Annotated in this window: 19 protein-coding genes and 4 pseudogenes; 6 read left to right on the plus strand and 17 right to left on the minus strand. The window is 68.7% G+C overall.

The window, feature by feature from the left end; all coding sequences use genetic code 11:
- Positions 1–6 precede the first annotated feature (6 nt).
- A complete protein-coding gene (locus tag ACWGJM_RS41155) occupies positions 7–198 on the plus strand; it encodes a hypothetical protein (RefSeq protein ID WP_453416867.1) in 192 nt (63 codons plus the stop codon).
- Positions 199–242: 44 nt separating this feature from the next.
- Here the strand turns inward: ACWGJM_RS41155 and ACWGJM_RS41160 are convergent, their stop codons facing one another.
- The 5 genes from ACWGJM_RS41160 to ACWGJM_RS41180 form a co-directional block, all read right to left on the minus strand.
- The gene (locus ACWGJM_RS41160; protein WP_453416868.1) at positions 243–1,484 is read right to left on the minus strand and encodes an RNA polymerase sigma factor; all 1,242 of its coding nucleotides are present in this window, start codon (positions 1,482–1,484) and stop codon (positions 243–245) included.
- 9 nt (positions 1,485–1,493) lie between these two features.
- Positions 1,494–1,895 (minus strand): YciI family protein, encoded by a 402-nt coding sequence (locus ACWGJM_RS41165; RefSeq protein WP_453416869.1) that lies wholly within the window; start codon positions 1,893–1,895, stop codon positions 1,494–1,496.
- 499 nt (positions 1,896–2,394) lie between these two features.
- Positions 2,395–2,556 (minus strand): hypothetical protein, encoded by a 162-nt coding sequence (locus tag ACWGJM_RS41170; protein ID WP_453416870.1) that lies wholly within the window; start codon positions 2,554–2,556, stop codon positions 2,395–2,397.
- A gap of 825 nt (positions 2,557–3,381) precedes the next feature.
- Complete coding sequence (locus ACWGJM_RS41175) at positions 3,382–4,500, minus strand: fatty acid desaturase family protein (RefSeq protein WP_453416871.1); 1,119 nt, start codon at positions 4,498–4,500, stop codon at positions 3,382–3,384.
- Between the two features lie 7 nt (positions 4,501–4,507).
- On the minus strand, positions 4,508–5,563 hold the full coding sequence (locus ACWGJM_RS41180) for a ferredoxin reductase (protein ID WP_453416872.1): 1,056 nt from the start codon (positions 5,561–5,563) through the stop codon (positions 4,508–4,510).
- Positions 5,564–5,650: 87 nt separating this feature from the next.
- Between ACWGJM_RS41180 and ACWGJM_RS41185 the strand changes: the two genes are divergently transcribed.
- Positions 5,651–6,790: a PucR family transcriptional regulator gene (locus tag ACWGJM_RS41185; RefSeq protein WP_453416873.1), complete on the plus strand. Its 1,140-nt coding sequence runs from the start codon at positions 5,651–5,653 to the stop codon at positions 6,788–6,790.
- Positions 6,791–7,456: 666 nt separating this feature from the next.
- Here ACWGJM_RS41185 and tnpA read toward each other — a convergent pair.
- On the minus strand, positions 7,457–7,885 hold the full coding sequence (gene tnpA, locus ACWGJM_RS41190; RefSeq protein ID WP_453416874.1) for an IS200/IS605 family transposase: 429 nt from the start codon (positions 7,883–7,885) through the stop codon (positions 7,457–7,459).
- 49 nt (positions 7,886–7,934) lie between these two features.
- On the opposite strand from tnpA, the gene ACWGJM_RS41195 reads away from it, so the two are divergent.
- A complete protein-coding gene (locus tag ACWGJM_RS41195) occupies positions 7,935–9,149 on the plus strand; it encodes an RNA-guided endonuclease InsQ/TnpB family protein (RefSeq protein ID WP_453416875.1) in 1,215 nt (404 codons plus the stop codon).
- Positions 9,150–9,186: 37 nt separating this feature from the next.
- Positions 9,187–9,522: pseudogene (locus ACWGJM_RS41200) on the plus strand (thioredoxin family protein); the annotation flags it as partial.
- A 116-nt stretch (positions 9,523–9,638) separates the two neighbouring features.
- Here the strand turns inward: ACWGJM_RS41200 and ACWGJM_RS41205 are convergent.
- Entirely contained in the window at positions 9,639–10,718 is a 1,080-nt protein-coding gene (locus ACWGJM_RS41205; RefSeq protein WP_453416876.1) for an IS630 family transposase, read from the minus strand.
- 27 nt (positions 10,719–10,745) lie between these two features.
- Between ACWGJM_RS41205 and ACWGJM_RS41210 the strand changes: the two genes are divergently transcribed.
- Positions 10,746–11,609 (plus strand): acyl-CoA thioester hydrolase/BAAT C-terminal domain-containing protein, encoded by an 864-nt coding sequence (locus ACWGJM_RS41210; RefSeq protein ID WP_453416877.1) that lies wholly within the window; start codon positions 10,746–10,748, stop codon positions 11,607–11,609.
- A 42-nt stretch (positions 11,610–11,651) separates the two neighbouring features.
- On the opposite strand, the pseudogene ACWGJM_RS41215 reads toward ACWGJM_RS41210, so the two are convergent.
- The 9 genes and pseudogenes from ACWGJM_RS41215 to ACWGJM_RS41255 form a co-directional block, all read right to left on the minus strand.
- A pseudogene (locus tag ACWGJM_RS41215) lies at positions 11,652–11,864 on the minus strand (ATP-binding protein); the annotation flags it as partial.
- Between the two features lie 210 nt (positions 11,865–12,074).
- Positions 12,075–13,295 carry a metallophosphoesterase gene (locus tag ACWGJM_RS41220; RefSeq protein ID WP_453416878.1) on the minus strand — a complete coding sequence of 407 codons (1,221 nt, stop codon included), beginning with the start codon at positions 13,293–13,295 and terminating at the stop codon, positions 12,075–12,077.
- A gap of 202 nt (positions 13,296–13,497) precedes the next feature.
- Positions 13,498–14,377, minus strand: a pseudogene (locus ACWGJM_RS41225) (NUDIX domain-containing protein); the annotation flags it as partial.
- A 519-nt stretch (positions 14,378–14,896) separates the two neighbouring features.
- Positions 14,897–15,355 (minus strand): carboxymuconolactone decarboxylase family protein, encoded by a 459-nt coding sequence (locus tag ACWGJM_RS41230; RefSeq protein ID WP_453416879.1) that lies wholly within the window; start codon positions 15,353–15,355, stop codon positions 14,897–14,899.
- Positions 15,356–15,479: 124 nt separating this feature from the next.
- The gene (locus ACWGJM_RS41235) at positions 15,480–15,833 is read right to left on the minus strand and encodes a cupin domain-containing protein (RefSeq protein WP_453416880.1); all 354 of its coding nucleotides are present in this window, start codon (positions 15,831–15,833) and stop codon (positions 15,480–15,482) included.
- Between the two features lie 143 nt (positions 15,834–15,976).
- On the minus strand, positions 15,977–16,897 hold the full coding sequence (locus tag ACWGJM_RS41240) for an NADP-dependent oxidoreductase (RefSeq protein ID WP_453416881.1): 921 nt from the start codon (positions 16,895–16,897) through the stop codon (positions 15,977–15,979).
- Between the two features lie 181 nt (positions 16,898–17,078).
- Entirely contained in the window at positions 17,079–17,969 is an 891-nt protein-coding gene (gene sigJ, locus ACWGJM_RS41245; protein WP_453416882.1) for an RNA polymerase sigma factor SigJ, read from the minus strand.
- Between the two features lie 161 nt (positions 17,970–18,130).
- Positions 18,131–19,342, minus strand: a complete 1,212-nt coding sequence (locus ACWGJM_RS41250) for an MFS transporter (RefSeq protein ID WP_453416883.1) — start codon at positions 19,340–19,342, stop codon at positions 18,131–18,133.
- A gap of 85 nt (positions 19,343–19,427) precedes the next feature.
- Positions 19,428–20,066, minus strand: a complete 639-nt coding sequence (locus ACWGJM_RS41255; protein ID WP_453416884.1) for an HD domain-containing protein — start codon at positions 20,064–20,066, stop codon at positions 19,428–19,430.
- A 137-nt stretch (positions 20,067–20,203) separates the two neighbouring features.
- Here ACWGJM_RS41255 and ACWGJM_RS41260 point away from each other — a divergent pair, with 137 nt between their 5' ends.
- Entirely contained in the window at positions 20,204–21,181 is a 978-nt protein-coding gene (locus tag ACWGJM_RS41260) for a GlxA family transcriptional regulator (RefSeq protein WP_453416885.1), read from the plus strand.
- A 63-nt stretch (positions 21,182–21,244) separates the two neighbouring features.
- On the opposite strand, the pseudogene ACWGJM_RS41265 reads toward ACWGJM_RS41260, so the two are convergent.
- A pseudogene (locus ACWGJM_RS41265) lies at positions 21,245–21,546 on the minus strand (hypothetical protein); the annotation flags it as partial.

Here is a 21,546-nt window from a genome sequence, read left to right on the forward strand (position 1 = left end):
TGATCCATGAAGGTGATTGCCCGCTGTGGGCGTGTCCGTCTGTACGGCGTCGCCGGCCAGGGCAAGACCGTCGCGCTGCAGTACGCCCTGTCCCAGCTGCCGCACCCGGCGGTCGAGGCCGTCATGGCGGCGATCCCCTCCTCGACGGCTTCGAGGCCCGCCTCACCGCCGACGGCGGCCGACCGGCCGGAGTCGTAGTTGCGCTGCCTCACCGAATTTTGATCGGTGACTTACCTTCCCGCTTACGTGGCCAGTCGGGCGGCGCGCAGACTGAGGTGGTGCCGCTCCGGGAGGTTGGCGGTGCGGCGGGCGGCGATGCGGTAGTTCGCGGCGGCGGCCTCCCGGTCCCCGGCGAGTTCGTGCAGATGGGCGCGGACCGCGTACAGCCTGTGGTGGCCGGTGAGCGCGGGCGGCGGGTCGGCGAGCAGGGCGAGGCCGGCGGCGGGGCCGTCCACCATGGCGATGGCGACCGCCCGGTTCAGGATGATCAGCGGGTTGTCGGAGATGCGGGCGAGTACCCCGTACAGGGCGAGGATCTGCGGCCAGTCGGTGTCGGCGGCGGTATGCGCCTCGTCGTGGACGGCCGCGATCGCCGCCTGTACCTGGTACGGGCCGACCGGACCGCGCGGCAGGGCGGCGGTGATCAGCGAGACGCCCTCGGCGATCGCGGCTGTGTCCCATCGGCCGCGGTCCTGCTCGGCGAGCGGGACGAGTTCGCCGTGCGGGCCGGTACGGGCGGGCCCGCGCGCCTCGGTGAGCAGCATCAGCGCGAGCAGACCGGCCACCTCGGCGTTGTCCGGCAGCAGCGTGTGGACGGCCCTGGTGAGGCGGATCGCCTCCTGGGAGAGTCCGATGCGCCGCAGCTCGGCGCCGGTGCTGCTGGCGTAGCCCTCGTTGAAGATCAGATAGAGAACGTGTAGCACCGCATCCAGGCGAGCTGGCCACTCGGCGCTGTCCGGCATCCGGAACGGCACCCCGGAGTCCTTGATCCGCTGCTTGGCCCGGCTGATCCGCTGGCCCATGGTCGCCTCGGGGACGAGGAACGCCGCGGCGATCTCCCCCGTGCTCAGTCCGCCGACCGAGCGAAGGGTGAGCGCGATCGCCGAGGCCGGCGACAGCACAGGGTGACAGCACAGGAACAGCAGCGCGAGGGTGTCGTCGTGCGCACCCTGGTCCCCGGCGTCGGCCCCTGGTGCGGACCGCCCGCCGGCGGGGACCTGACCGGCCACCAGTTCCTCGCGTCGGCGGCGGGCCTGCTCGCTACGGACCTGCTCGGTCATCCGGCGGCTGGCGACCTGAACCAGCCAGCCGCGCGGGTTACGCGGCACACCCTCGGCCGGCCACTGCGTGGCGGCGTCCAGCAGGGCCTCCTGAACAGCGTCCTCGGCGGCGGCGAAGTCCCCGTAGCGGCGGGTGAGCACGCCGACGACCTGCGGCGCGAGCTTGCGCAGCAGGTCCTCGACGGTTGGTTCGAAAGTCGTCATGGGGGGTGTTCACAGCTCGGTGGGCGGGGCCGCCATGATCTGGCGCACCTCGATCGGCATGTTGAGCGGCCGGCCGCCCGGGCCGGGGGCGGCGGAGACGGCGGCGGCGATCTCGGTCGCCCGCTGCTCGGTGTCGCAGTCCACGATCCACCAGCCGGCCACCCACTCCTTGGACTCCGGGAAGGGGCCCTCGGTGACGACCGGCGCGCCGCCGCTGTGGGAGCGCACGATCCGGGCGGTCTCCGGCATGGCCAGGCCCTGGGCGTCGACCAGTTCCCCGGCGGCGGCGAGGCCGGCATTGGTCTGCTTCATGAACTGGATGTGGGCCTGGATCTCCTCGGGCTTCCACTCGTCGAGCTTGGGGAAGTCGACGTTCTGCTCGCTGAACTGCATCAGCAGCATGTACTTCATGGTTCTGCTCCTCGTTCGTCATACCCGCCCCAGGCGGGGCCGTCACGGGTAGGTAGAAGCACGCTCGGCGTTTTCGACATCCTCGACGGGAATCCACGAAAAAATTTAGCGGCCGCCAGGGGATGGGCCCGCAGCAGCCCCGCGACCCGCACCGCCTCCGCGGCCGCAGCGACCGTGCCACCGGCCGACCACGCCGCGCCGCCACGCCCGGTTTGTAGAGCTGACATCGAGGTCGATCGTTCGCTCGCGCTGAACGGGTCCCGGCACGCGGAGTACCTGGCGGATGCTGCCGCTGCCCGGACGGCGTCACCAGGGCCGCCATCGCCGCTGTGCGGAATCGGCAACTGGCCGGCGCGGTGAGTGTCGAGGTGCACCGTCTGGCGGTCGTGGCACGGACGTTCCGCCGCGATTCCGCGGACGGCGCCGACCAGCTGTTCTGAGAGCGGGTGGCCACCCACGCCGAGGCGCTGCCTCGCGCGTGGGGGCACAGCCTCGACAGTCACTCCTCCGGTGACGCGCCGCCGACCGCTTCTGTCCCCGCGGGTCTGCGCAGGGACGGGTGTGACGCATCGGTGCCGCCCGCTTTGCGTATCGCCTGGTTGTCCCACGCGGCGACCCAGCCCGGGACCGTCACGATGACGGCGGCTGCGGCGGACGCCATCGCGGAGGAACTGCGCGGACCTGCACGTCTGTTGGCGCGCGACATCATCCAAGGATCCGTCCGGACCTGATGGAGGCGGCCGTCGAAAGCCCCCGTGATCTCTGGACCGCTTCCTGTGGCGGACGAAGGGGTGCGGGTCTCCGCGCCCTACTCGGCGAGGGAACCCGCACCCGTCGATACTCGCTCCCGCGGACTCGCACCCGTGGCCAGGACTCTTCGAGGGGCCGTCCTCACTTGTTGCGGCGGTGGCGCTTCCACCGGCCCATCCAACGTCGACCGTGTCCGCGTGCCTCACTTTCGACCAGATCCGGCCCGCCGCATACGCCGACTTGAGCGGCTTCGCGACGATCCCCTCCACGCCCGTCCCTTCGAGCGCGGTGTACCAGAGCAGGGCCTTGCTGCGGTCGGTGGTCGACCACACCGGCTCGATCGGCGGGCCGACGTCGGCGAGCACGTCCAGGAGGACCTGGCGGCGCTCCGAGTACGGGCGCGGGCGCAGGTCAGGGAAGCCCGCCGCGGGATGGGCCAGGACGTCGAACGCCGAAGCGCGCGAGTTCGAGAATTCCTGATGCTCGAACTCGCGGAACCCGTACGCGATGCCCGAGGAGGCGTGGCGTCACGTACGGGTTCTCAAGTCCATATGGCTGGTCCTTGCTCTGAAGCCAACGCTCCATCATTCGCATGTGGGCCTTGCTGGTATGCGCCGGATCCCGTGTCGTACGGTCTGACGTCGCGGTCGCCCACCGTCCGCAACGGATCTCACCGAACCCGGCCGTACCGGCGGCACCGCCGGTACGGCCGAGAGATCTGAACCAATACCGGGAATCAGGCGGCGACGAGCTCCTGCTCGCGGTCCGGCGTTTTGACCTTGGGCTTCGTGTTCGGCAGCGAGAGCCGGAAGACCTTGTGCCACGCGGAGAACACCTGCTTGGGCAGCGGGCCGGTGACGTACTCCAGCTCGTACTTCTCGAACAGCGCGCGCACCTTCACCGCGACCTCGGCGTACCGGTTGCTCGGCAGGTCCGGAAACAGGTGGTGCTCGATCTGGTGCGACAGGTTGCCGGTCATGAAGTGCATGGCCTTGCTGCCGCTGATGTTCGCCGATCCCATCATCTGGCGCAGGTACCACTGGCCGCGCGTCTCGCCCTTGATCGACCGGCGCTCGAAGACCTGTACGCCCTCGGGGAAGTGCCCGCACATGATCACCGAGTGGGACCAGACGTTGCGGACCAGGTTCGCGGTGAACGTGGCGGCGAGCGTGGGGAGGAACGACGGGCCCGACAGCAGCGGGTGGATCACGTAGTCCTTGAGCACCTGCTTGCGGATCTTGCGGCCCACGGCCTTGGCCCGCGCGCGGAACTCCGGGTTCTTTCGGCGGCGCTTGTTCAGGTTCTTGCCGAGCTCCAGGTCGTACGCTGCGATGCCGTACTCGAAGAAGCAGGCGTTGATGAAGTTCCACAGCGGCTGGCCGAGGTGGAACGGGTGCCACTTCTGGTCCTCGTCGACGCGCATGATGCCGTAGCCGAGGTCGTTGTCCTTGCCGATCACGTTGGTGTAGGTGTGGTGCAGCTCGTTGTGCGAGTGCTTCCACTGCTCGGACGGCGAGACGTGATCCCACTCCCAGGTGGTGGAGTGGATCTTCGGGTCCCGCATCCAGTCCCACTGGCCGTGCAGGACGTTGTGGCCGATCTCCATGTTGTCCATGATCTTCGCCACGGACAGCCCGGCGGTGCCGAGCAGCCACGCGGGCGGGAAGATCGAGAACAGCAGTACGCCCCTGCTGACCAGCTCGAGCTTGCGCTGCGCCGAGATGACCTTGCGGATGTAGGCGGCGTCTTTCTCGCCGCGGCCGGCGATCACCTCGTCGCGGATCGCGTCCAGCTCGCGGCCCAGCTCTTCGATCTGCTCCGCGGTCAGGTGGGCGGTGGGGTCGATGGCGGTCAAGATGCTCCTACCGTTCGATGTCGCAGGGGCCCGCCGCGGCGGACACGCAAGTCTGGATGAGGACGCCCGGCTCGGCCTCGGTGATCTCGCCCGTGCGCAGGTCGCGCACGGCCCCCGCCTTGAGCGGCGTGACACAGCCGAAGCAGATGCCCATGCGGCACCCGGAGGGCATGAGCACGCCGGCCTCCTCGCCGATGTCCAGCAACGGCGTGGCGCCGTCCGCGTCGACGGTCTTGCCGGTGGCGCTGAACGTGACCTCGCCGCCGTCGCCGGCGACGACGATGCTGGGACGGAAGCGTTCGGTGTGCAGGCGCTCTTGGACGCCGTGCTCGCTCCAGTGCGCTTCGGCGGCGTCGAGCAGGCCCGCGGGCCCGCAGGCCCAGGTCTCGCGCTCGGCCCAGTCGGGCACGAGTTCGTCGAGACGGGCGATGTCGAGCATGCCGTCTGTGTCGGTGTGCACCTCGGTGAGCCGCAGCTTCTTGTCCGCGGCCAGGTCGTGCAGTTCGTTGCGGAAGATCACGTCTTGCGGCTGTGGCGCGCAGTGGACCATGACGACGTCGTCGAACTCGGTGTCGCGCAGCATGCCCATCACGGGCGTGATGCCGCTGCCGGCCGTCAGGTAGAGCACCTTGGCGGGCTTGGCCTGCGGCAGCACGAAGTCACCGGTCGCCTGGTCGAGCTGGATCAGCGTGCCCGGTTTCGCCCTGCGGACCAGGTGGTTGCTGACCTTGCCGTCCGGCATCGCCTTCACGGTGATCGTGACGCGGCCGTCCCGGCGGTTTGTCGGCGAGGTGAGGGAGTAGGCACGCCACAGGCGCACCCCGTCGACGTCGACCCCGATCCGCACGTACTGACCGGCTGTGTGGCCGCGCCAGCCCCGTCCCGGCCTGATCACGATGGTCGCGGCGTCACCCGTCTCGGGGTGCACGGCCTCGATGCGCCCACGCAGGTCAGCGCCCGCACGCAGCGGGCTGACCAGGTCGAGGTAGTCCGACGGCAGCAGCGGCGTCGTGACCATCTCCAGCAGTTTCCACGCCCTGCTGCGGAGGGCTGCACTCGTCATGTCTCCAGCTTGCTGCGCCTCAAGGCGTAAAGTCCTGACCGCAGGACGTAAATCTGGCTGGCTGAATTGTTCGCAGGGAATAGAAACGTGAGCCATGCAATCCAGAGGGCCAGCGAACTGGCCCTGGATGAGACGACGGTCACCGCACTTCGGGCGGCGCTGAAGACCACCGCCGACGAGGTCGTCCAGGCGATCATCGACGAGGTCCCTCCCTACGCCAACGCCCTTTCGGGCAGCATGGGCGGCACCATCCGCCGAGCCGTCCGCACCGCCCTGGGCCACTACCTGGACCTCGCGAGCGGGAAGACCACAGGCGGCGACGCCGGTGACGCAGCCTACGAGTTGGGCCGCGGCGAGGTGCGCGACGGCCGTTCGATGGACGCCCTGCTCAGCGCCTACCGCGTCGGCGCCCGCGTGGCCTGGCGATGCCTGGCAGCGGGCGCCGTACCCGCAGGTCTGCCCGCCGCCGAGGTCGCCAAGTTCGCCGAGCTGACCTTCGCCTACATCGACGAGCTCTCCGCCGCGAGCGCCGCGGGCCACGCCGACGAACTGGCCGCCCGCGGCAGGGACCACGAGCGCCACCTGGAACACCTGGCCCGCGACCTCCTCGCCGGCGCGAGCCCGGACGTGCTGCTGGCCTCTGCTCAACGGGCCGGATGGCAGCCTCCGGTTTCGCTGACCGCGGTCCTGCTGCCCGCTGCCCAGGCCCGGCCTGCCTACCGCGTGCTCGACCCGAGCACCCTCGTCCTCGACGACCTGCCGGACGCCACCGGTGTGCTGCTCGTCCCCGATGCCGACCGATCACATCTCTTGCGGCAGCTGACCGACCGCACCGCCGTGGTCGGCCCGCCCCGGCCATGGACTCGTGCGTCCGCCTCGTACGCTCGAGCCGTACGCGCGCGCTCCCTCTCCTCTGATATTCGCGACACTGAGGACCACCTGCCCGAGCTGGTGCTGAGCGCCGACGTGGACGCGTTCGCAGACCTGCGTGCCCGAGCCCTCGCACCGCTGCGGACCTTGCCTGTCGCGACCGCACGGCGGCTGGAGGAGACGTTGCGGGCGTGGCTGCTGCACCAGGGCAGGCGGGACGAGGTGGCGGCGGCGTTGTTCGTCCATCCCCAGACAGTCCGGTACCGGATGTCGCAGCTGCGGGAGCTGTTTCCGGATCTCGCATCGCCGCACCGGGTTCTTGAACTGACGCTGGCGGTCGGTCTTCGGGTCAGCTGACGCGTACTTCGACCGTCCACGACCGCGTCCGCGAGCGGTCCAGGAATCGTGCCTCGTTCTCGGTGCCATCAGCTGGCTCATGCGGCCCGGGGAAGAGCGGTATGAGCCAGCTGAGACGGGGGGGTGATGTGAAGACCAGACAAGGCCTCGGGAAGCCCGTCGGGGGCGCTGTCTCTGAGAAGCGCGGTGGCGGATACGGCTCGACTGGATCCGGTGGACGATGCGCACCGGCCCGCTCGTCGACGCGCTCATCGAGCATCTGTCGGTGATCTGGGCCGCTATACCCTGGAAAACGGCTTTCATGTCGTCGTGGAGGCGCTGTCCTGGCACGAACTGGCCCACGGGCGCGGCGGGCTGCAGCTGGGTGTTCGGCGGGGCGGCCAGGCCCGATCACCAGGGGCCGGGGGGCCGGGCCGCTCGCGCCGGGGACCACCGTGGTTCTGTGATGGCCCCGTGCCTCCCTTCCGACAGGTCAGCCGGACGATTGACCGGGCCGGCCTGGCACACCGCGGGAGGGATGATGGGGATGGAATGACGGAACGTGAGGTCAGGAGCTTCCATCCCTTTGCTCTTCGCAGGGAATCCCGGCCTTCGGGCCGGGCGGGAATGCGATCCTCGGTCCGAAGGCGCGAAGCGCCGGAGTTCTCTACGTCTGTGGGGTGACGGTCAGGCCGGCCGCTTCTGGCTCTCGATGTAGTCCTTGACGATGCTCAGCGGTGTGCCGCCGCAGGACCCTGCGAAATAGGAGGGGGACCAGAACACGGATCCCGTGCCGATCCGGTTGATCCGGCCGGTGTACTCCGCGCGCAGGTAGCGGGAGCTGACGCCTTTGAGGCTGTTGACGAGTTTGGACAGGGCGATTTTCGGCGGGTAATGCACGAGCAGGTGGACGTGATCGCCTTCACCGTTGAACTCACGCAGCTCGGCCTCGAAGGACTGGCACACGTCCCGCATGATCTCCTCGCAGCGCGTCAGCATGTCGTCATTGAAGACCTCCCGCCGGTACTTCGTGACAAACACCAAGTGTGCGTGGAGGTTGTGGACAACGTGGTTTCCCCGTCTGACGTCGGGATCTGGTTCCCAGCGTGGTGACATACACCAAGTGTAGTAGGATCGACGAACTCGACCGGAGGGGGTGGGCTGGATGATCCGTGCGTACAAGTTCCTCCTGCGGCCCACCGTCCGTCAGGCGCAGGCACTGTCCGAGATGCTGCGGGATCACTGCTCCCTCTACAACGGGGCCTTGCAGGAGCGGCGTGACGCCTACCGGCACCCGTCGAAGACCAGCGTCAAGTACGGTGACCAGTCGGCGCAGCTCAAGGGCATCCGGGCGTTCGACCAGGAGCGTCAGGGCCGCTGGTCCTTCAGCTCGCAGCAGGCCACCTTGCGCCGTCTCGACAAGGCGTTCGTCGCGTTCTTCCGTCGGGTCAAGTCCGGTGACGCGCCCGGCTATCCGCGTTTCCGTGGGGTGAACTGGTTCGACACGGTGGACTTCCCGAAGGACGGGGACGGCTGCCGGTGGGACTCCACGCCGCGCGATGCGACCACCCGCGTCCGCCTCCAGGGCGTCGGGCATGTGAAGGTCAACCAGCACCGGCCGGTGCTCGGCAAGATCAAGACCGTCTCGGTGAAGCGTGAGGGCCGTCGGTGGTTCGTCGTACTGACCGCCGAACAGGAACGGCCGGAGCCGCTGCCCGCGACCGGCAGCGTGGTCGGGATCGACCTGGGCATCGCGAACTTCCTCGCCGACTCGAACGGCGATTTCGTCCCCAACCCGCGCCACGGGCGTAAGGCCGCGGCGAAACTCGAAGCCGCGCAGCAGGCCCTGTCCCGGTTCCCGCGCCGCAAGGCCAAGGATCGCACCGCCAACCACCAGCGCGCTGTGGAGAAAGTCGCCGAACTGTACGGCAAGGTACGGCGCCAGCGCCTCGACCACGCACACAAGACCGCCCTCGGCCTGGTCCGCGCGCACGATTTGATCGCGCACGAGGACCTCAAGATCCGCAATATGAGCAAGGCTCCCGCGCCGAAGCCCGACCCCGACCGGCCGGGCGCGTTCCTGCCCAACGGGGCCGCCGCGAAGGCAGGGCTCAACACATCGATCAACGATGCCGGTTGGGGGGTGTTCCTGACGATCCTGCACGCCAAGGCTGGAAGCGCCGGACGGGAAGTGATCGCCGTGGACCCCCGCAACACCTCCCGCACCTGCCCCGCATGCGGGCATACCGCCAAGGAGAACCGGCCCACCCAGGAAAAGTTCCACTGCGTCGCCTGCGGCCACACCGCCCACGCCGACACAATCGGAGCCACCAACGTGTTACGGGCCGGGCTGGTCCGTCGCCACGCCAACCCGGCATAGCGAGAAGCCCCGTCCTTCAGGACGGGGAGGAGTCACGGCGAACAGGGTTCACCGACCCCGTGAGGACGCGGAGTTCAATTTCATCCTCGGGATGAGCGGAGTTCCGGTCCTTGCATGCTTCACCGGGACATGGCCCAAGGCAATCGAGCCCTGCCGGGTGATGGACCTCGTCGTGGGTGGCATCGCCGACGACTACACGGGCCGCCTGACGGCCGTCCGCGCCGACATCACACGTTGTCCGGCCGCAACCGAGCGATACGGGATCACCGGAGCCCCGTCCTACGTCCTGCTGAAGGAGGGAGAGGCGGTGGCGCACGGCACGGGGCCTATGACCATCGCCGAGGTACGGAAGTTCCTGGACGGCCGCATCTGAGCGGCCGCTGTGGCACGTGGCCGCGACGCCCGTCACGTCTCGTCTATGGGAGCTGCGCCGCCTGAGACACCTTGGGGCTGAGACACCCCCACAGCTCAGGTACTGACTTCAGCTGGTCAGGGTGATGCTGGATCGTCGAGGGTCAGGCCGGTGCCCGCTATGAAGCCGTCGAGGGTGTGGGGCCGGTACTGAAGTCGTTTGAGCCGGTTGCGGACGAGGGCCTCGAGCCGGTCGAGGGCGACCACGGCGAGGTTGGCCAGGCTGCGCTTGACGTGTGCCCATACCCACTCGACGGGGTTGAGGTCGGGCGAGTAGGCGGGCAGCAGGAACACCGTCAGCCATGCACGCTCGGCGATCAGCTTACGCATGGCGTGGGCAACATGGGTGTTCAAGCGGTCCCACACCAGCACGATCGGCGCTTTGACGAGCTGGTGAGTGCCGTCGACCAGCGCGATGAAGTCGCGTTCTCCCATGCTGCGGCGGTTGCCCTTGCCCGAGGCGTGGGTGCGCAGGCGGTGGCACAGCCGGGTCCGGGAGCCGGGCCTCATGGCGATCAGTCCGGCCACGGACAGCCGTCCTGAACGTCTTCCGCTCACCGTCACCTGCGGAGTCACTCCGCGTCGGCCCCAGGTGCGTCCTTTGGGCGGCCGGCGGGTGAAGCCTGCTTCGTCCTCGAAGCAGATGTAGCCTCCGCAGGCCGCCCGGGGCTCTTCTACCTCGTCCCATGTCGCCTCCTTCCAGACGGTGACGGCCTGCTCGTCGCGCTCGGAGACCCGCCGCGCGGGGACCTGCGGGCTGAAGCCGATCCGGTGCATCAGCCTCGTCGCGCCGGAGACGCTGTAGGAGACGTGGAACTTCCTGCCGATCAGCGTGGCCACCCTCGCCGCGGTCCACACCTGGTCCTCCACCCAGCCGTGCGCGGCCGGGCCCTCATCGAGGTACGCGGCGAGCTTCTCCAGACAGCGGGGGGACAGGCGGCATCGCGATCCGCTCGGGCCAGGGGAGGTCGGAGCCTGCACGCCGCAGTTCGGCCACAACTGGTGCCACTGGTAGGCCGACTTCGGGCTTACCCGCAGGCGCCGTGCGACCTCCAGCGGCTTGATCTTCTGTTCGAACAGTTCTGCCGCCTGTATTCGTACCGTCTCCCGGCGCTGACGTCCCGCAGGGGTCAGCCCGCCCCCATCCGCATACCTCACACACCACGGGAATACATCCACTACCCCATGCCCAGCAGGGACTTCAGGAAAGATCACCCTGACGAGCCGAAGTCAGTACTGGTCGCTCCCACCCGCGGCAGTGACATCGGTGTCCTGGCCCTGGCGGGATCCAGCGGGCGCGTCGAACGGGAGAGAGCACGCATCCTTGCCCAGCAGGGCATGACGGCCGTGTCGATCCGCTGGTTCGGCGGTCCGGGGCAGCCCCCAGGGATCTGCGAGATCCCTCTGGAGACCTTCACCGCCGCCGTCGACTTTCTCCGGTTGAACGGGGCACGACGCATCGGCATCCTGGGCACTTCCAAGGGGGCTGAGGCGGCGCTGCTCACGGCGGTGCACGATCCGCGCGTGGACGTTGTCGTTGCGATGTCGCCCACGTCGCGGGTCTGGTGCAACGTCGGGCCAGGGCTCGATGGAGCCCACCGCCTTTATCGATCGTCCTGGACATGGCGAGAGCAGGCGCTGCCTTTCGTCCCGATGGACGATTCCTGGACTCCTTCAGAAACGGACGGTGGGCCGGTCGCCATCCGCTGGTGGTACGAACTCAGCGAGCGGACGTTTGCTGATCTGCTCCCTCCGGCGGAGATCCCTGTGGACAAGGCGCGGGCCGATCTGCTGCTTCTCGCGGGCGGCGACGATGCGATGTGGCCGTCTCTTCCCTTCGCCGAACAACTGGCACAACGTCGGCGCTCAGCCGGGGCCACGGTGCGTCTGATCGCCCGCCACGATGCCGGCCACCGCCCACGTTTTCCTGGCGAGAGCCCGGCGTCGGCATCCCCACGCTTCCAGTACGGAGGCACGCCCGAAGCTGACGCGCTTCTTGGGACGGTTGCCTGGCCCCACGTCCTCGACGCGCTCCGCAGCATGGGCTGACTCTCCCTCCGGTCGATCGCGCACGAAGCTCGGCAAGGGTCTTTACTGCCTCCCGTTGGCCTTGTTCGCCCTGGTGCGGGCCAGACGGTAGGACTCGGTGCCGGTCTCGATGAAGGTGGCGTTGAAGGTGAGCCGGTCCACGATCGCCGCACAGAGCCGCGGATCGGTAAAGGTCTTGCTCCAGCCCGTGAACGCCTCGTTGGAGGCGATCGCGATGCTGTTCTTCTCCTCAGGCTCCGTCACAACCTGGAAGAGTCCAGTTAATCAGCAGATTCTTGGTCTGCTGGTGGTACAGGCGTCGCGCGTCGCTGACCTGCGTAAAATGTGGCCACGTTTGGCTCGTTGGAGCCGCCGGCCCGGGAATGGTCCGGATCTTGTCCTCAGCGAGACGGGCCTGGTCATCTGTCGATGCCGCATCCCTCGGCTCGTGGACTGCTCCAAGCGGATGTGTCGGCCTGTCGAGTGCTACATCGAGGTGGGCAGGTGCGGGGAGCGGAGCACGAGCAGGGTGATCTCGCTGGGGGCGAAGACGCGGAACGGCGGGCCCCAGAAGCCGGTGCCGCGGCTGGTGTAGAGGAGGGTGCGGGGGCCGTGGTGGCTGAGGCCGGCGAGGGCGGGCTGGTCGAGGCGGACCAGGTGGTGGAAGGGCCAGATCTGGCCGCCGTGGGTGTGGCCGGAGAGCTGGAGGTCGATGCCGTCGGCTGCCGCCCGGTCGACGAACTTGGGCTGGTGCGCCAAGAGCAGGACGGGCAGGTCGGGGTCGGCGCCGTTCAAAGCTCCGGCGAGATGGGCGCGGTGGCCTGCCAGGCCGGAGGACTCGGCGGTGACGTCATCCACGCCGGCGACCACTAGGGTGTCGCCTCCGCGTTCGAGCAGCACATGGCGGTTGCGCAGCGGCTCCCAGCCCAGCTCGTCCATCAGGTCGACCCAGCCCTGGGCCTCGCTGTAATACTCGTGGTTGCCGGTGACGTATACACGGGCCCGGGCGGCCCGCACGGTTCCGAGTGGGGCGGCCTGGGCGCGGCGGCGTTCGGCCGTGCCGTCCGCGATGTCGCCGGTGTGGCAGACCAGGTCGGCTTCCAGGGTGTTCACCGTCTCGCATACCCGTGCCGACCAGCGAACGCGATCGAGGGGACCGTAGTGGGTGTCGGTGATGAGGACGACGCGGATGCCGTCCAACCCGGCACCCAGCCGTGGGAGTTGCACGTCGAGTCGGCGCACGCGTGGCACGCGGCGGGCTTCGGCGTACCCCCAGGCGAGTAGTACGGCGGTTATGCCGAGGACGGCCCAAGTGACAATTCGAGCCCGGTCCTGACTCTCGTCGACGCTGGCCACGGTCAGGACGAGCCGCAATGGGACGCCGAGCAGAATGGACCAGGTGAACAGAACCCAACTGGTGCCCAGCAGGGTGTCACCGACGATCGCCGCCCGGTCCTGCTGGCGCCGGCCGTGGCCGCGCACCATCGCGAGCGGCATACCGACGAGGCCGAGGGCGAACAGGGCGGTGCCGGCGAGCGTGACGGGCAGCGGCCAGTGCTGGCCGCTGTGCAGGAGCACCCAGCAGGGCACGGCCCACAGCAGGACGGGGGCGATCAGGGGGATGTAGCGCATCAGGTGGTGCAGTCGGCTCTGCCGCGGAGCTTGCGCTTCGCTGTCGGCGGGTCGGGTGTTGCTGGTGTCGGTCACGCTTCCCCTCTCTGACCAGGCTGCCGTCTCGCGCACTGTATCCGGTCGCCCTCGGGCCGGCCGGACCGGCGTTCATGGGCGCGGCCCCTTGGGGCGAAGGGTTCTCTGCGGACCTCTGTCGGCGCCGAGGCTCGTGCGGCGATCCAGGTGCACTCTCGCAGCGGTGCAAAAGACGCCGCCCCTGCTGTTCTCGCGGTGGCTGTCACGCGAGGCCGTCCGCCGCGGACGTGGAGGGTGCGCGGTAGGCGAAGGGAGTGAAGTGCGCAGGGGGTGGTCGATGGGCAGGCCGGGGCGCCAGGCGGTGAGGATCTGCGCGCTGCACACGAACAGGCCGTCGGGCAGCTGGTCCAGGGGATACCTGGCCCAGTCGCCGACGCTCTCGTCCGGCTGCGTGGCCGGCTTGCCCTGCCACGCGTGGACCAGGGCGCCCACCGTGACGCGCACGACACCCCCGACGTGATCGACGAGCGCGCCCAGGGGCTTGACGTCGTCCGGGCGGGCGATCAGGCCGGTCTCCTCGCGGAGTTCGCGGACCGCCGCCGCTTCGAAGGACTCCCCGGCCTCGACGGTACCGCCGGGCAGTTCGATGGTGCCGCGCCGATGGCGGCCGAGAAGGATTCCCTGCACGCCGAGGAGGATCGCACCGACCCCGACGGCCGCGTGCGGCACGGGGGGCTGGGCACTGCGGGGGCGGCTGGAGAGGCGTGCGGGCCGGGCGGCAAGGCGGCGGGCTCCAATGAGCTGCTGCACGACCGGGGCGCTCTGATCGGGATGGCGAAACAGGTCGATGGCCTCGACGCGGAAGCCGTACTCGGTGAGCAGGTCCTCCCACAGTTGCGGCGCCAGGACCCACATCTGGGTGGCCAGCGGCGGATCGTCCCTGAGCAGGATCATCTGATCAGCGGCGCGCCGGGACGCAGACCGTCGCGCAGCGCGGGCAGGGAGCGGTGCGGGTCGATGAACGCCAGGGTGCCGATGGCGTACGCGGCATCGAACGGCTCGGCCTGGGCAACGTAGTCGACCAGGTCTGCCTGCACGAATTCCACACCCGGAACGTCCGCGTGGGTGGAGGCGGACGTGCGTAAACGTTGAAGGGGTATCGGTCTGCGCGACGACCAGGCGACGGATCAGCGAGGCGGCGGCTGGCTGGCTCCTCATGCGCGAGGCAATCACAGGATGGAGGAGCCGAGTTGGACCGCCCGGCCACCGACACTGAAGACTGCAGCACAAGGGGTCTCCTGATGCTCTATGGATTCGACACCCACGAGCTGTTCAGGAGGCCCCGTCTCCATGCTCTCGCCCGACGAGGATCACCCCACCGGGAACCAAGTTCGACTATCACTGCTCAAGATCGGATGGACCGGCGCGGCCTGGCCGCCCTGTTCTGGTACATCGTCAACCCGTACGGCACCTTCCGCCTCGACATGGACAAGCGGCTCGGCCTGGCTCCCCTGGCCGTTCCCCGTGCGCGTACGCCGTCTGACGCCTCCGCGCTTGTGTGGGCCGGGGCAGCTCCACAAGCTGCCCGAGTGACTCCACCATCACCTTCACGACGGTGGAGGCTTCGGCAGCCCGTAGGACTGCCGGTGTCGCCGTGGAGGTCAGTTGCCGACGGGGTAGCGGCTGGTGATCGCGATGCGGTTGAAGGCGTTCATCACGGTTGCCAGCCAGGCGATTGCCGAGACCTGGTCTGCGGTGAGTACGGCCGCGGCGGCGTTGAAGTCCTCGTCGCTGACGTGTCCGTCCGGCACGCGTGTGATCGCCTCGGTCAGGCGGAGGGCGGCGCGGTCGTTCTCGGAGAAGTAGCCGGTCTCTGCCCAGGCGGGCAGCACGGCGATCCGGTCGGGGTTTTCGCCCTTCTTGAGGGCATCGCGGGTGTGCATGCGCAGGCAGAACGAGCAGCCGTTGATCTGGGAGGTGCGGATCCTCAGCAGCTCGACGAGGAGCGGGTCCAGGCCCGCTGCGGCGGCGGCCTCTTCCACCTGTGACGACAGGGCGATGAGAGCCTTGTAGGCGGCCGGGTGCTGCTTGCCGATGTTGACGCGCTGGGGGTCGGTCATGATTCCTTCGATTCGTTCGGGTGGCCTGCGCCGCGCACTTGGCGTGCGTGAAGGTGGACGGTCGGGTGTGTTTGTCAGGGGCCGAGTGGTGGGCGGGGCGGTGCCGCCCGCGGCGTGCCCCGGGCTACGACGCCGCGTCGTTGACCTTGAGCTTTTCTCCGGTGTTGGAGACGAAGACGACCAGGAGCCTGGCCCGTTCGGTCGGGCTGGTGTTCTCGGTGAGGACGTGGTGGGCACCCGGCGGCTCGACCCAGTTGTCGCCCTGGTGGTAGGTACTCACGGGCTTGCCGGCGAGCTGGCTGCGCACGGTGCCTTCCAGGACGTAGGCGTAGACGAACGCCTGACCGTGCCGGTGCGGCATCGCACGTGCGTTGGGCGGGAAGTCGACGATCACCGAGGTGAACGTCTTGCCCTTCACATTCGGCAGGGCCTGCTGGAGCAGCGGCTTGAGGGTTTCGGTGGGGCGTGTCGATGCCATGGCCGCAGGCGATGCCCCGGCTGCGGTCGTGTCCTTGGCGTGGGTGGGCTGGTGGGAGGTTGAGCAGGCCGTGGCCGTAGTCAGCGTGGCGACGGCCAGCAAGCCACCAGCGATCCGCATTCCCATCACGAGCGGTCTCCTGTTCAGTCTTCCGTGACGCGGATGATCGTCTTGCCCGGGGTGCGCTTGTCGGGGGCGAAGACGGAGGGTGCTTCGGCGAGTGGCCGCACAGCGCCGAGGACCGGCTTGAGCCGGCCGTCCCTCAGCCGCGCAGCGAGATCGGTGAGCCGGGCGCGGTCGGGTTCGACGACGAAGAAGATCGCCCGCCCGTCCCTGGGCTGGACCTTGGGCGGCATGACGATGGTGACCAGCGTGCCACCGGGGCGGACCAGGGCGGCCGAGCGGTCGAGGATGTCGCCGCCGATGACGTCGAACACGACGTCGGCCTCGCCGGCGTCCTCAAGCTTCTCGGTCTGCAGGTCGATGAAGGTGTCGACGCCGAGCGCGAGTGCCCTGTCCCGGCCGGAGGCCCGGCCGGTGCCGATGACGCGGGCGCCGGCCTCGCGGGCGAGCTGTACCGCGATCGAACCGACGCCGCCCGCGGCACCGTGGATCAGGACGGTCTGGCCTGTGGTGAGGCGGCCGTGGTCGAACAGGCCCTGCCAGGCGGTCAGCCCGGAGATCGGCAGCGCGGTGGCCACGGTGTGGTCGATGTCCGTCGGCAGCGGGGCGAGGTTGCGGGCTTCCACCGCGGTGTACTCGGCGAGCGTGCCGTTACGGGTCCAGTCGGCCAGGCCGAACACCCGCTGTCCGACGCTCAGGCCGGTGGTACCGTACCCCAGCTCTACGACGACACCGGACAGCTCGTGCCCGGGCACGCTCAGCGTCCGGTCGCGGCCGGCGCGATCGGTCCACGTGGCGGGCCAGTCCAGTTCGCCAGGGGTGAAGCCGGCGGCGTGCACCCGCACGGTGACGTCGTTCTCGGCCGCCTGGGGGTAGGGCATGTCCGTCAGGGACATCCCGGCAAGGCTGGCGTTACGGTCTCGCACAGTGATGGCTTGCATATAGGTCCTTACTGCGGAGGGGCGACCCGAGCGCACAGCGCTCGCGCGCAGGGGCTCATAGCGGCTGCAGGTGGATGTATGCCGTGCCCCATGATCGATCTCACCTGCTCTGGCGTCTTCCTTGGTCGCCCGTTGTGCGTTCTCGACAGGGAGACGAGGTGGCCCCTGCGTGTGTGACAGCTCAGACGCGCACGAGTTTGTCGGGATTGAGGACCCTGCGGTACGCGGTGATCAGGCCGTCTGTGATCTGGACCGTGTCGACGGAGTAGACCCGGCCTTCCTGGTGGAACACGAGGGCGAGCTCGCCGCCGACCTCGGCGAAGTCGATGCGGTCCGGGTGCCACTGGCGCCCCGTACGCACCATGACCTCGGCGACGCGCTCGCCGCCGTGGATGAGCTTACGTGCCGCCAAGACCTTGCCGCCGCCGTCGGTGACGTAGACGGCGTCCGGGTGCAGGAGCCTGACCAGGCCGGCCAGGTCCCCGGCCTCGTAGGCGGCGCGGAAGACGGTGAGGACGCGTTCGCGTTCCGTCTTCGACGCCTGCGGCGTGGACTGCTTCGCCTTGGCCACCCGCCGTCGTGCCCGCGAGGCGAGCTGTCGGGCAGCCGGCACGGAGACGTCCAGTACTTCGGCGATCCGGCCGAACTCGAGACCGAAGACATCGTGCAGGACGAAGGCCACCCGCTCAGGCGGGCTCAGCTCTTCCATGATCAGGAGCATCGCCGAGCTGACGGATTCGTCGACGAGTACCCGCTGCGACGCGTCCGGCCCTGTCAGCAGCGGCTCCGGCAGCCACGGCCCGACATAGGTCTCCCGGCGGAAGCGGGCGCTCTTGAGAATGTCGTACGACCGTCGCGCGGCCACCGTCACCAGCCAGGCACGCAGATCATCGATGTCCTGCAGATCCGCTCCGGCCGCCCGCAGCCACACGTCCTGGGTGACATCCTCGGCATCAGCCACAGTCCCCAGCAGCCGGTAGGCCACACCGAAGACCGCGGGCCGGTGCCTCTCCCATTCGGCTCCGAGCGGATCCTCCTGCTTACACCGTCCGTGCCCGTGCCCGTCACCCATACAGATCGCAACCTCCTCCAGCTTGCGGATGCAGCTAGCTATTTCGATCTCAGGATCTTCGAAGACAGCTCCGCAGAAGCGAGCCGACCCCTCCGACACGCAGCCGTAAGTCCTGATCAAGCTGCTTTGGGGATGGTGTCGGCGTAGGGCGTGCGGCGCGCTCAGCAGCGGGACCGTTCGCTGCGAGGTCCGCTTTCCCGGCCTGTGCGTATCGGATCGCCGGTGGGCCTGTGAGCATGTGATCGTCCGGCGCGCAGGGCCGCACCCAAGGACAGCGCCACGACGAAGCCGACGTACAGATAGCCCGTGGTCTCCAGCCCCCATGAGGGTGCCGCGAGCCCGGCCGCGAGGGCCGGAAGACTCAACGCCGCATAGCTGATCACGTAGACGGCCGAGAAGACCTCCGACCGCGACTTCACGGTGGTGACCGCGCTGATGGCGCGGAGGTTGCCGTTGAACGTCAGGCCGACGCCCAGCCCCGCGACGACCGATCCGCCCACGTATACGGCCGGCGAAGCGACAGCGATGGCCACCGCCAGCCCGGACGCACCCAGAGTCAGGAGAACCGCCCCCAGCAAGGTGGCGAGCCGAGCTGCATGCCGAACGGACCACAACCCGCCCACGCTATTGGCCACAAACAGCGCCGCGATGCTGAGCCCGCCCGCAGCGCCGGACCGCACATGCAGGACATTGCTCACCAGGGACGGAGTGAGCGCGAGGAACAGACCCGTGACGGACCACCCCGCGACGAGGGCGGGAACGGAGGCGAAGAACTCCGGCCGGGCTTCCCGAGGAACCCGGACTCTGGGTCGCAACGACGCCAGTCCCACCGCTCGCGGGACGAGTGTTTCAGGGATCATGAGGACGACCGCGGCCAGAACGACGAAGGTCAGCGTCAGGACGGGAAAGACATACGCATCGGGGCGTGAGGTCGACTGAACCAGCAGCCCCACCACTCCGGCGCCGGTGGCCATGCCGATACTCGTGCCCACCGCTGTCGTCGTGGGCCCCAGATACGGACGTCTCTTGGGTGAGAGCTCGACCAGTCCGGCGGCAAGAGCGCCCGTGGCCGTCCCCGTGGCGATGCCCTGCACCACCCGGGCGATCAGGAGGGAGGCGACGCCGTCGGCCGTCCAGAAGATCGCCGTGCTGGTCGCCGCCACCAGAAGGGCGGCGACCAGCACCGGGCGGCGACCCAGCTGGTCGCTCAGCGATCCGACCATCAGCAGGGCGCCGAGCAGACCCACGACATACACGGCGAAGATCACTGTCAGCATCGTGACCGACAGGCCCCAACGTTCCCGGTACAGCGGGTAGATCGGTGACGGTGCGCTTGCCGTGGCCATCATCACCACATTGGCGCAGGCCAGCACGGCGAAGGCCGCACCTCGCCCGAGACGACGCCCGTCGCGAGGGCCACTCACACGTTTCATCACGTTGCTTTTTATGGCGCCTTGATCAGCTCGGCCAGGGAGCGCCCATGATGCGCTCGACCGTGGTTGTGCGCTGGAAGCCGGGAATGAAATGCTCCAGCACATCCGAATTCACGGTTCCGTTCGTGGTCTCCGGGCGGTGCTTGAGTCCCTCGACGAAGGTCTGCAAAAACTCGTTCTTGAAGTCACCCCGCGGATGGACAGCAGTGATCTCGTCCACCTGGCTGCGATCCAGCTCATCCAGGCCCAGGCCGAGCACATCGGTCAGAACCCCCAGATTCGTGATGGCGATCTCCGGGCCCATCCGCCCGGGAATTCCCGGGGTCGTGTGCAGCGCGATCGCCGTCCACACCACGTCGGCGGCCGTGGCCGGGAAACCGCGGTCGAGCATGAACTTGCGTGCGTGGTCGGCTCCATCGACCTCGAAGCGCTGCTCAACGTCGGAAAACGGCGTCAAGAGGCCGGTGTCGTGAAACATGGCGGACACGTAGAGAAGCTCCGGGTCGGGCTCCAGGCCGAGCCTGTGAGCATGCATGGCGCCGAAGACGAAAACGCGCCGGGAGTGGTGGTAGATGAGGGGGCTGGTCATCTCCTGCATGAGGCGGGTGGCCTCGGCGACCGCCACCGTTTCAGGAATCTCTACCCCCGCGATGATCTCGCTCATGACCTCTGCTCCTTCCGATATCGGTGTGTTACGAATGGACGGTGCGTCCGTCTTCCACACTGCCAACCACCCGGCGTCCGGCGCTCCCTCGGTCCGGCCATGAGTCACCCGAATCCGGACAGGCGGGCAGCGGGGTTGTGGGCTCCGCCACGCATCGGGTTGCGATCCTCGTCTACGACGGGGTCAAACTCCTGGACGTCGTCGGCCCCGCGGAGGTATTCGGGGAAGCGAACCGGCTCGGTGCCGACTACAAGATCGTGCTGGTGTCGCCGACCGGTGCCGATGTCACCTCGTCCATCGGGATCCGGATCGCGGTCGACGCCGCCGCCACGGAGCCTGCCCCTGACACGTTCCTGGTGGCCGGCGCAGACCTCTACCCGCGCACACCTGTGCCCCGTGATCTGATCGAGGCCACGCGAACGCTGGCGGGCCGGGCCGGTCGGGTCGCGTCCATCTGCACCGGAGCATTCATCCTCGGCGCCGTCGGCCTCCTGGACGGTAAGCGCGCGACCACGCACTGGAAGGTCGCGCACGAGCTCGCCGCCCGCTGCCGGGCCAGCCGCGTCGAACCCGACGCGATCTACGTCCGTGACGGCACCATCTACACCTCGGCGGGCGTGACCGCCGGCATCGACCTGGCACTGGCACTCGTCGAGGAGGATCACGGCCCTGATCTGACCCGCGACGTCGCCCGCGCCCTGGTGGTCTATTTGCAGCGTTCGGGCGGCCAGTCACAGTTCTCCGCGCCACTGCAAGGACCGCCGCCCCGATCTCCGGCCCTTCGCAAAATCACCGACTTGATCACGGCGAATCCCGGGGGAAACCACTCACTCGGCGAACTCGCCAAGCACCTCAATGTGAGCCCTCGGCATCTCACGCGGCTCTTTCGCGACGAGCTGTCCACCACGCCGGCCCGGTACGTGGAAATGATCCGGTTCGACATGGCCAAAGCTCTACTCGACCAAGGGCATACCGCGACGCAGACGGCATCCCTTGCCGGATTCCCGAATTACGAGAGTATGCGGAGAGTTTTCGTGAGGAAATTGTCGCTCAGCCCCGCCGCCTATCAGCGCCGCTTCAGCACAGCGCGCCGAGCCAACGCGAAGGAACGGTAAGGCGAAGTTGTCGCTGCACGGACACCAGGGCTTCGGCGTAGTCGGCAGGTGCCCGTTTTGTGATCATGTGAGGCCGAGGAGCGCGAGGGGTCGGCGGGCGTCGCGTGCGTTGCGGCGGAGGCCGGCGGCGATGTTACTGACGCCGTTCAGCCCGAGGGCGCCGACGGCGAGGTTGCGCCAGGTCGCCATCGCGCGGGGTGCGTTGCCGGTCCGCAGCTGGGAGGCGTCCTCGGCGAAGGTGGTGTCGCGGACGTGGTGCAGGGCCTCGATTGAGGCTGATCCTTTGGGGTGGACACCCTGACAATGGATCTTGATGGTCCAGGGAGGGATGTCCAGGTGGGACGTAAGTCTCCGTATCCGGAGGA

The organism is Streptomyces sp. NPDC054834, from assembly GCF_053611185.1.

Bases quoted from the DNA above. Each gene is read 5' to 3' on its own strand.
- sigJ (WP_453416882.1), bottom strand. From the start codon at position 17,969: ATGGGTGACGGGCACGGGCACGGACGGTGTAAGCAGGAGGATCCGCTC.
- ACWGJM_RS41165 (WP_453416869.1), bottom strand. From the start codon at position 1,895: ATGAAGTACATGCTGCTGATGCAGTTCAGCGAGCAGAACGTCGACTTC.
- ACWGJM_RS41230 (WP_453416879.1), bottom strand. From the start codon at position 15,355: ATGACCGACCCCCAGCGCGTCAACATCGGCAAGCAGCACCCGGCCGCC.
- ACWGJM_RS41255 (WP_453416884.1), bottom strand. From the start codon at position 20,066: ATGAGCGAGATCATCGCGGGGGTAGAGATTCCTGAAACGGTGGCGGTC.
- tnpA (WP_453416874.1), bottom strand. From the start codon at position 7,885: ATGTCACCACGCTGGGAACCAGATCCCGACGTCAGACGGGGAAACCAC.
- ACWGJM_RS41210 (WP_453416877.1), top strand. From the start codon at position 10,746: ATGCCCAGCAGGGACTTCAGGAAAGATCACCCTGACGAGCCGAAGTCA.
- ACWGJM_RS41160 (WP_453416868.1), bottom strand. From the start codon at position 1,484: ATGACGACTTTCGAACCAACCGTCGAGGACCTGCTGCGCAAGCTCGCG.
- ACWGJM_RS41235 (WP_453416880.1), bottom strand. From the start codon at position 15,833: ATGGCATCGACACGCCCCACCGAAACCCTCAAGCCGCTGCTCCAGCAG.
- ACWGJM_RS41240 (WP_453416881.1), bottom strand. From the start codon at position 16,897: ATGCAAGCCATCACTGTGCGAGACCGTAACGCCAGCCTTGCCGGGATG.
- ACWGJM_RS41195 (WP_453416875.1), top strand. From the start codon at position 7,935: ATGATCCGTGCGTACAAGTTCCTCCTGCGGCCCACCGTCCGTCAGGCG.
- ACWGJM_RS41180 (WP_453416872.1), bottom strand. From the start codon at position 5,563: ATGACGAGTGCAGCCCTCCGCAGCAGGGCGTGGAAACTGCTGGAGATG.
- ACWGJM_RS41155 (WP_453416867.1), top strand. From the start codon at position 7: ATGAAGGTGATTGCCCGCTGTGGGCGTGTCCGTCTGTACGGCGTCGCC.
- ACWGJM_RS41170 (WP_453416870.1), bottom strand. From the start codon at position 2,556: ATGGCGTCCGCCGCAGCCGCCGTCATCGTGACGGTCCCGGGCTGGGTC.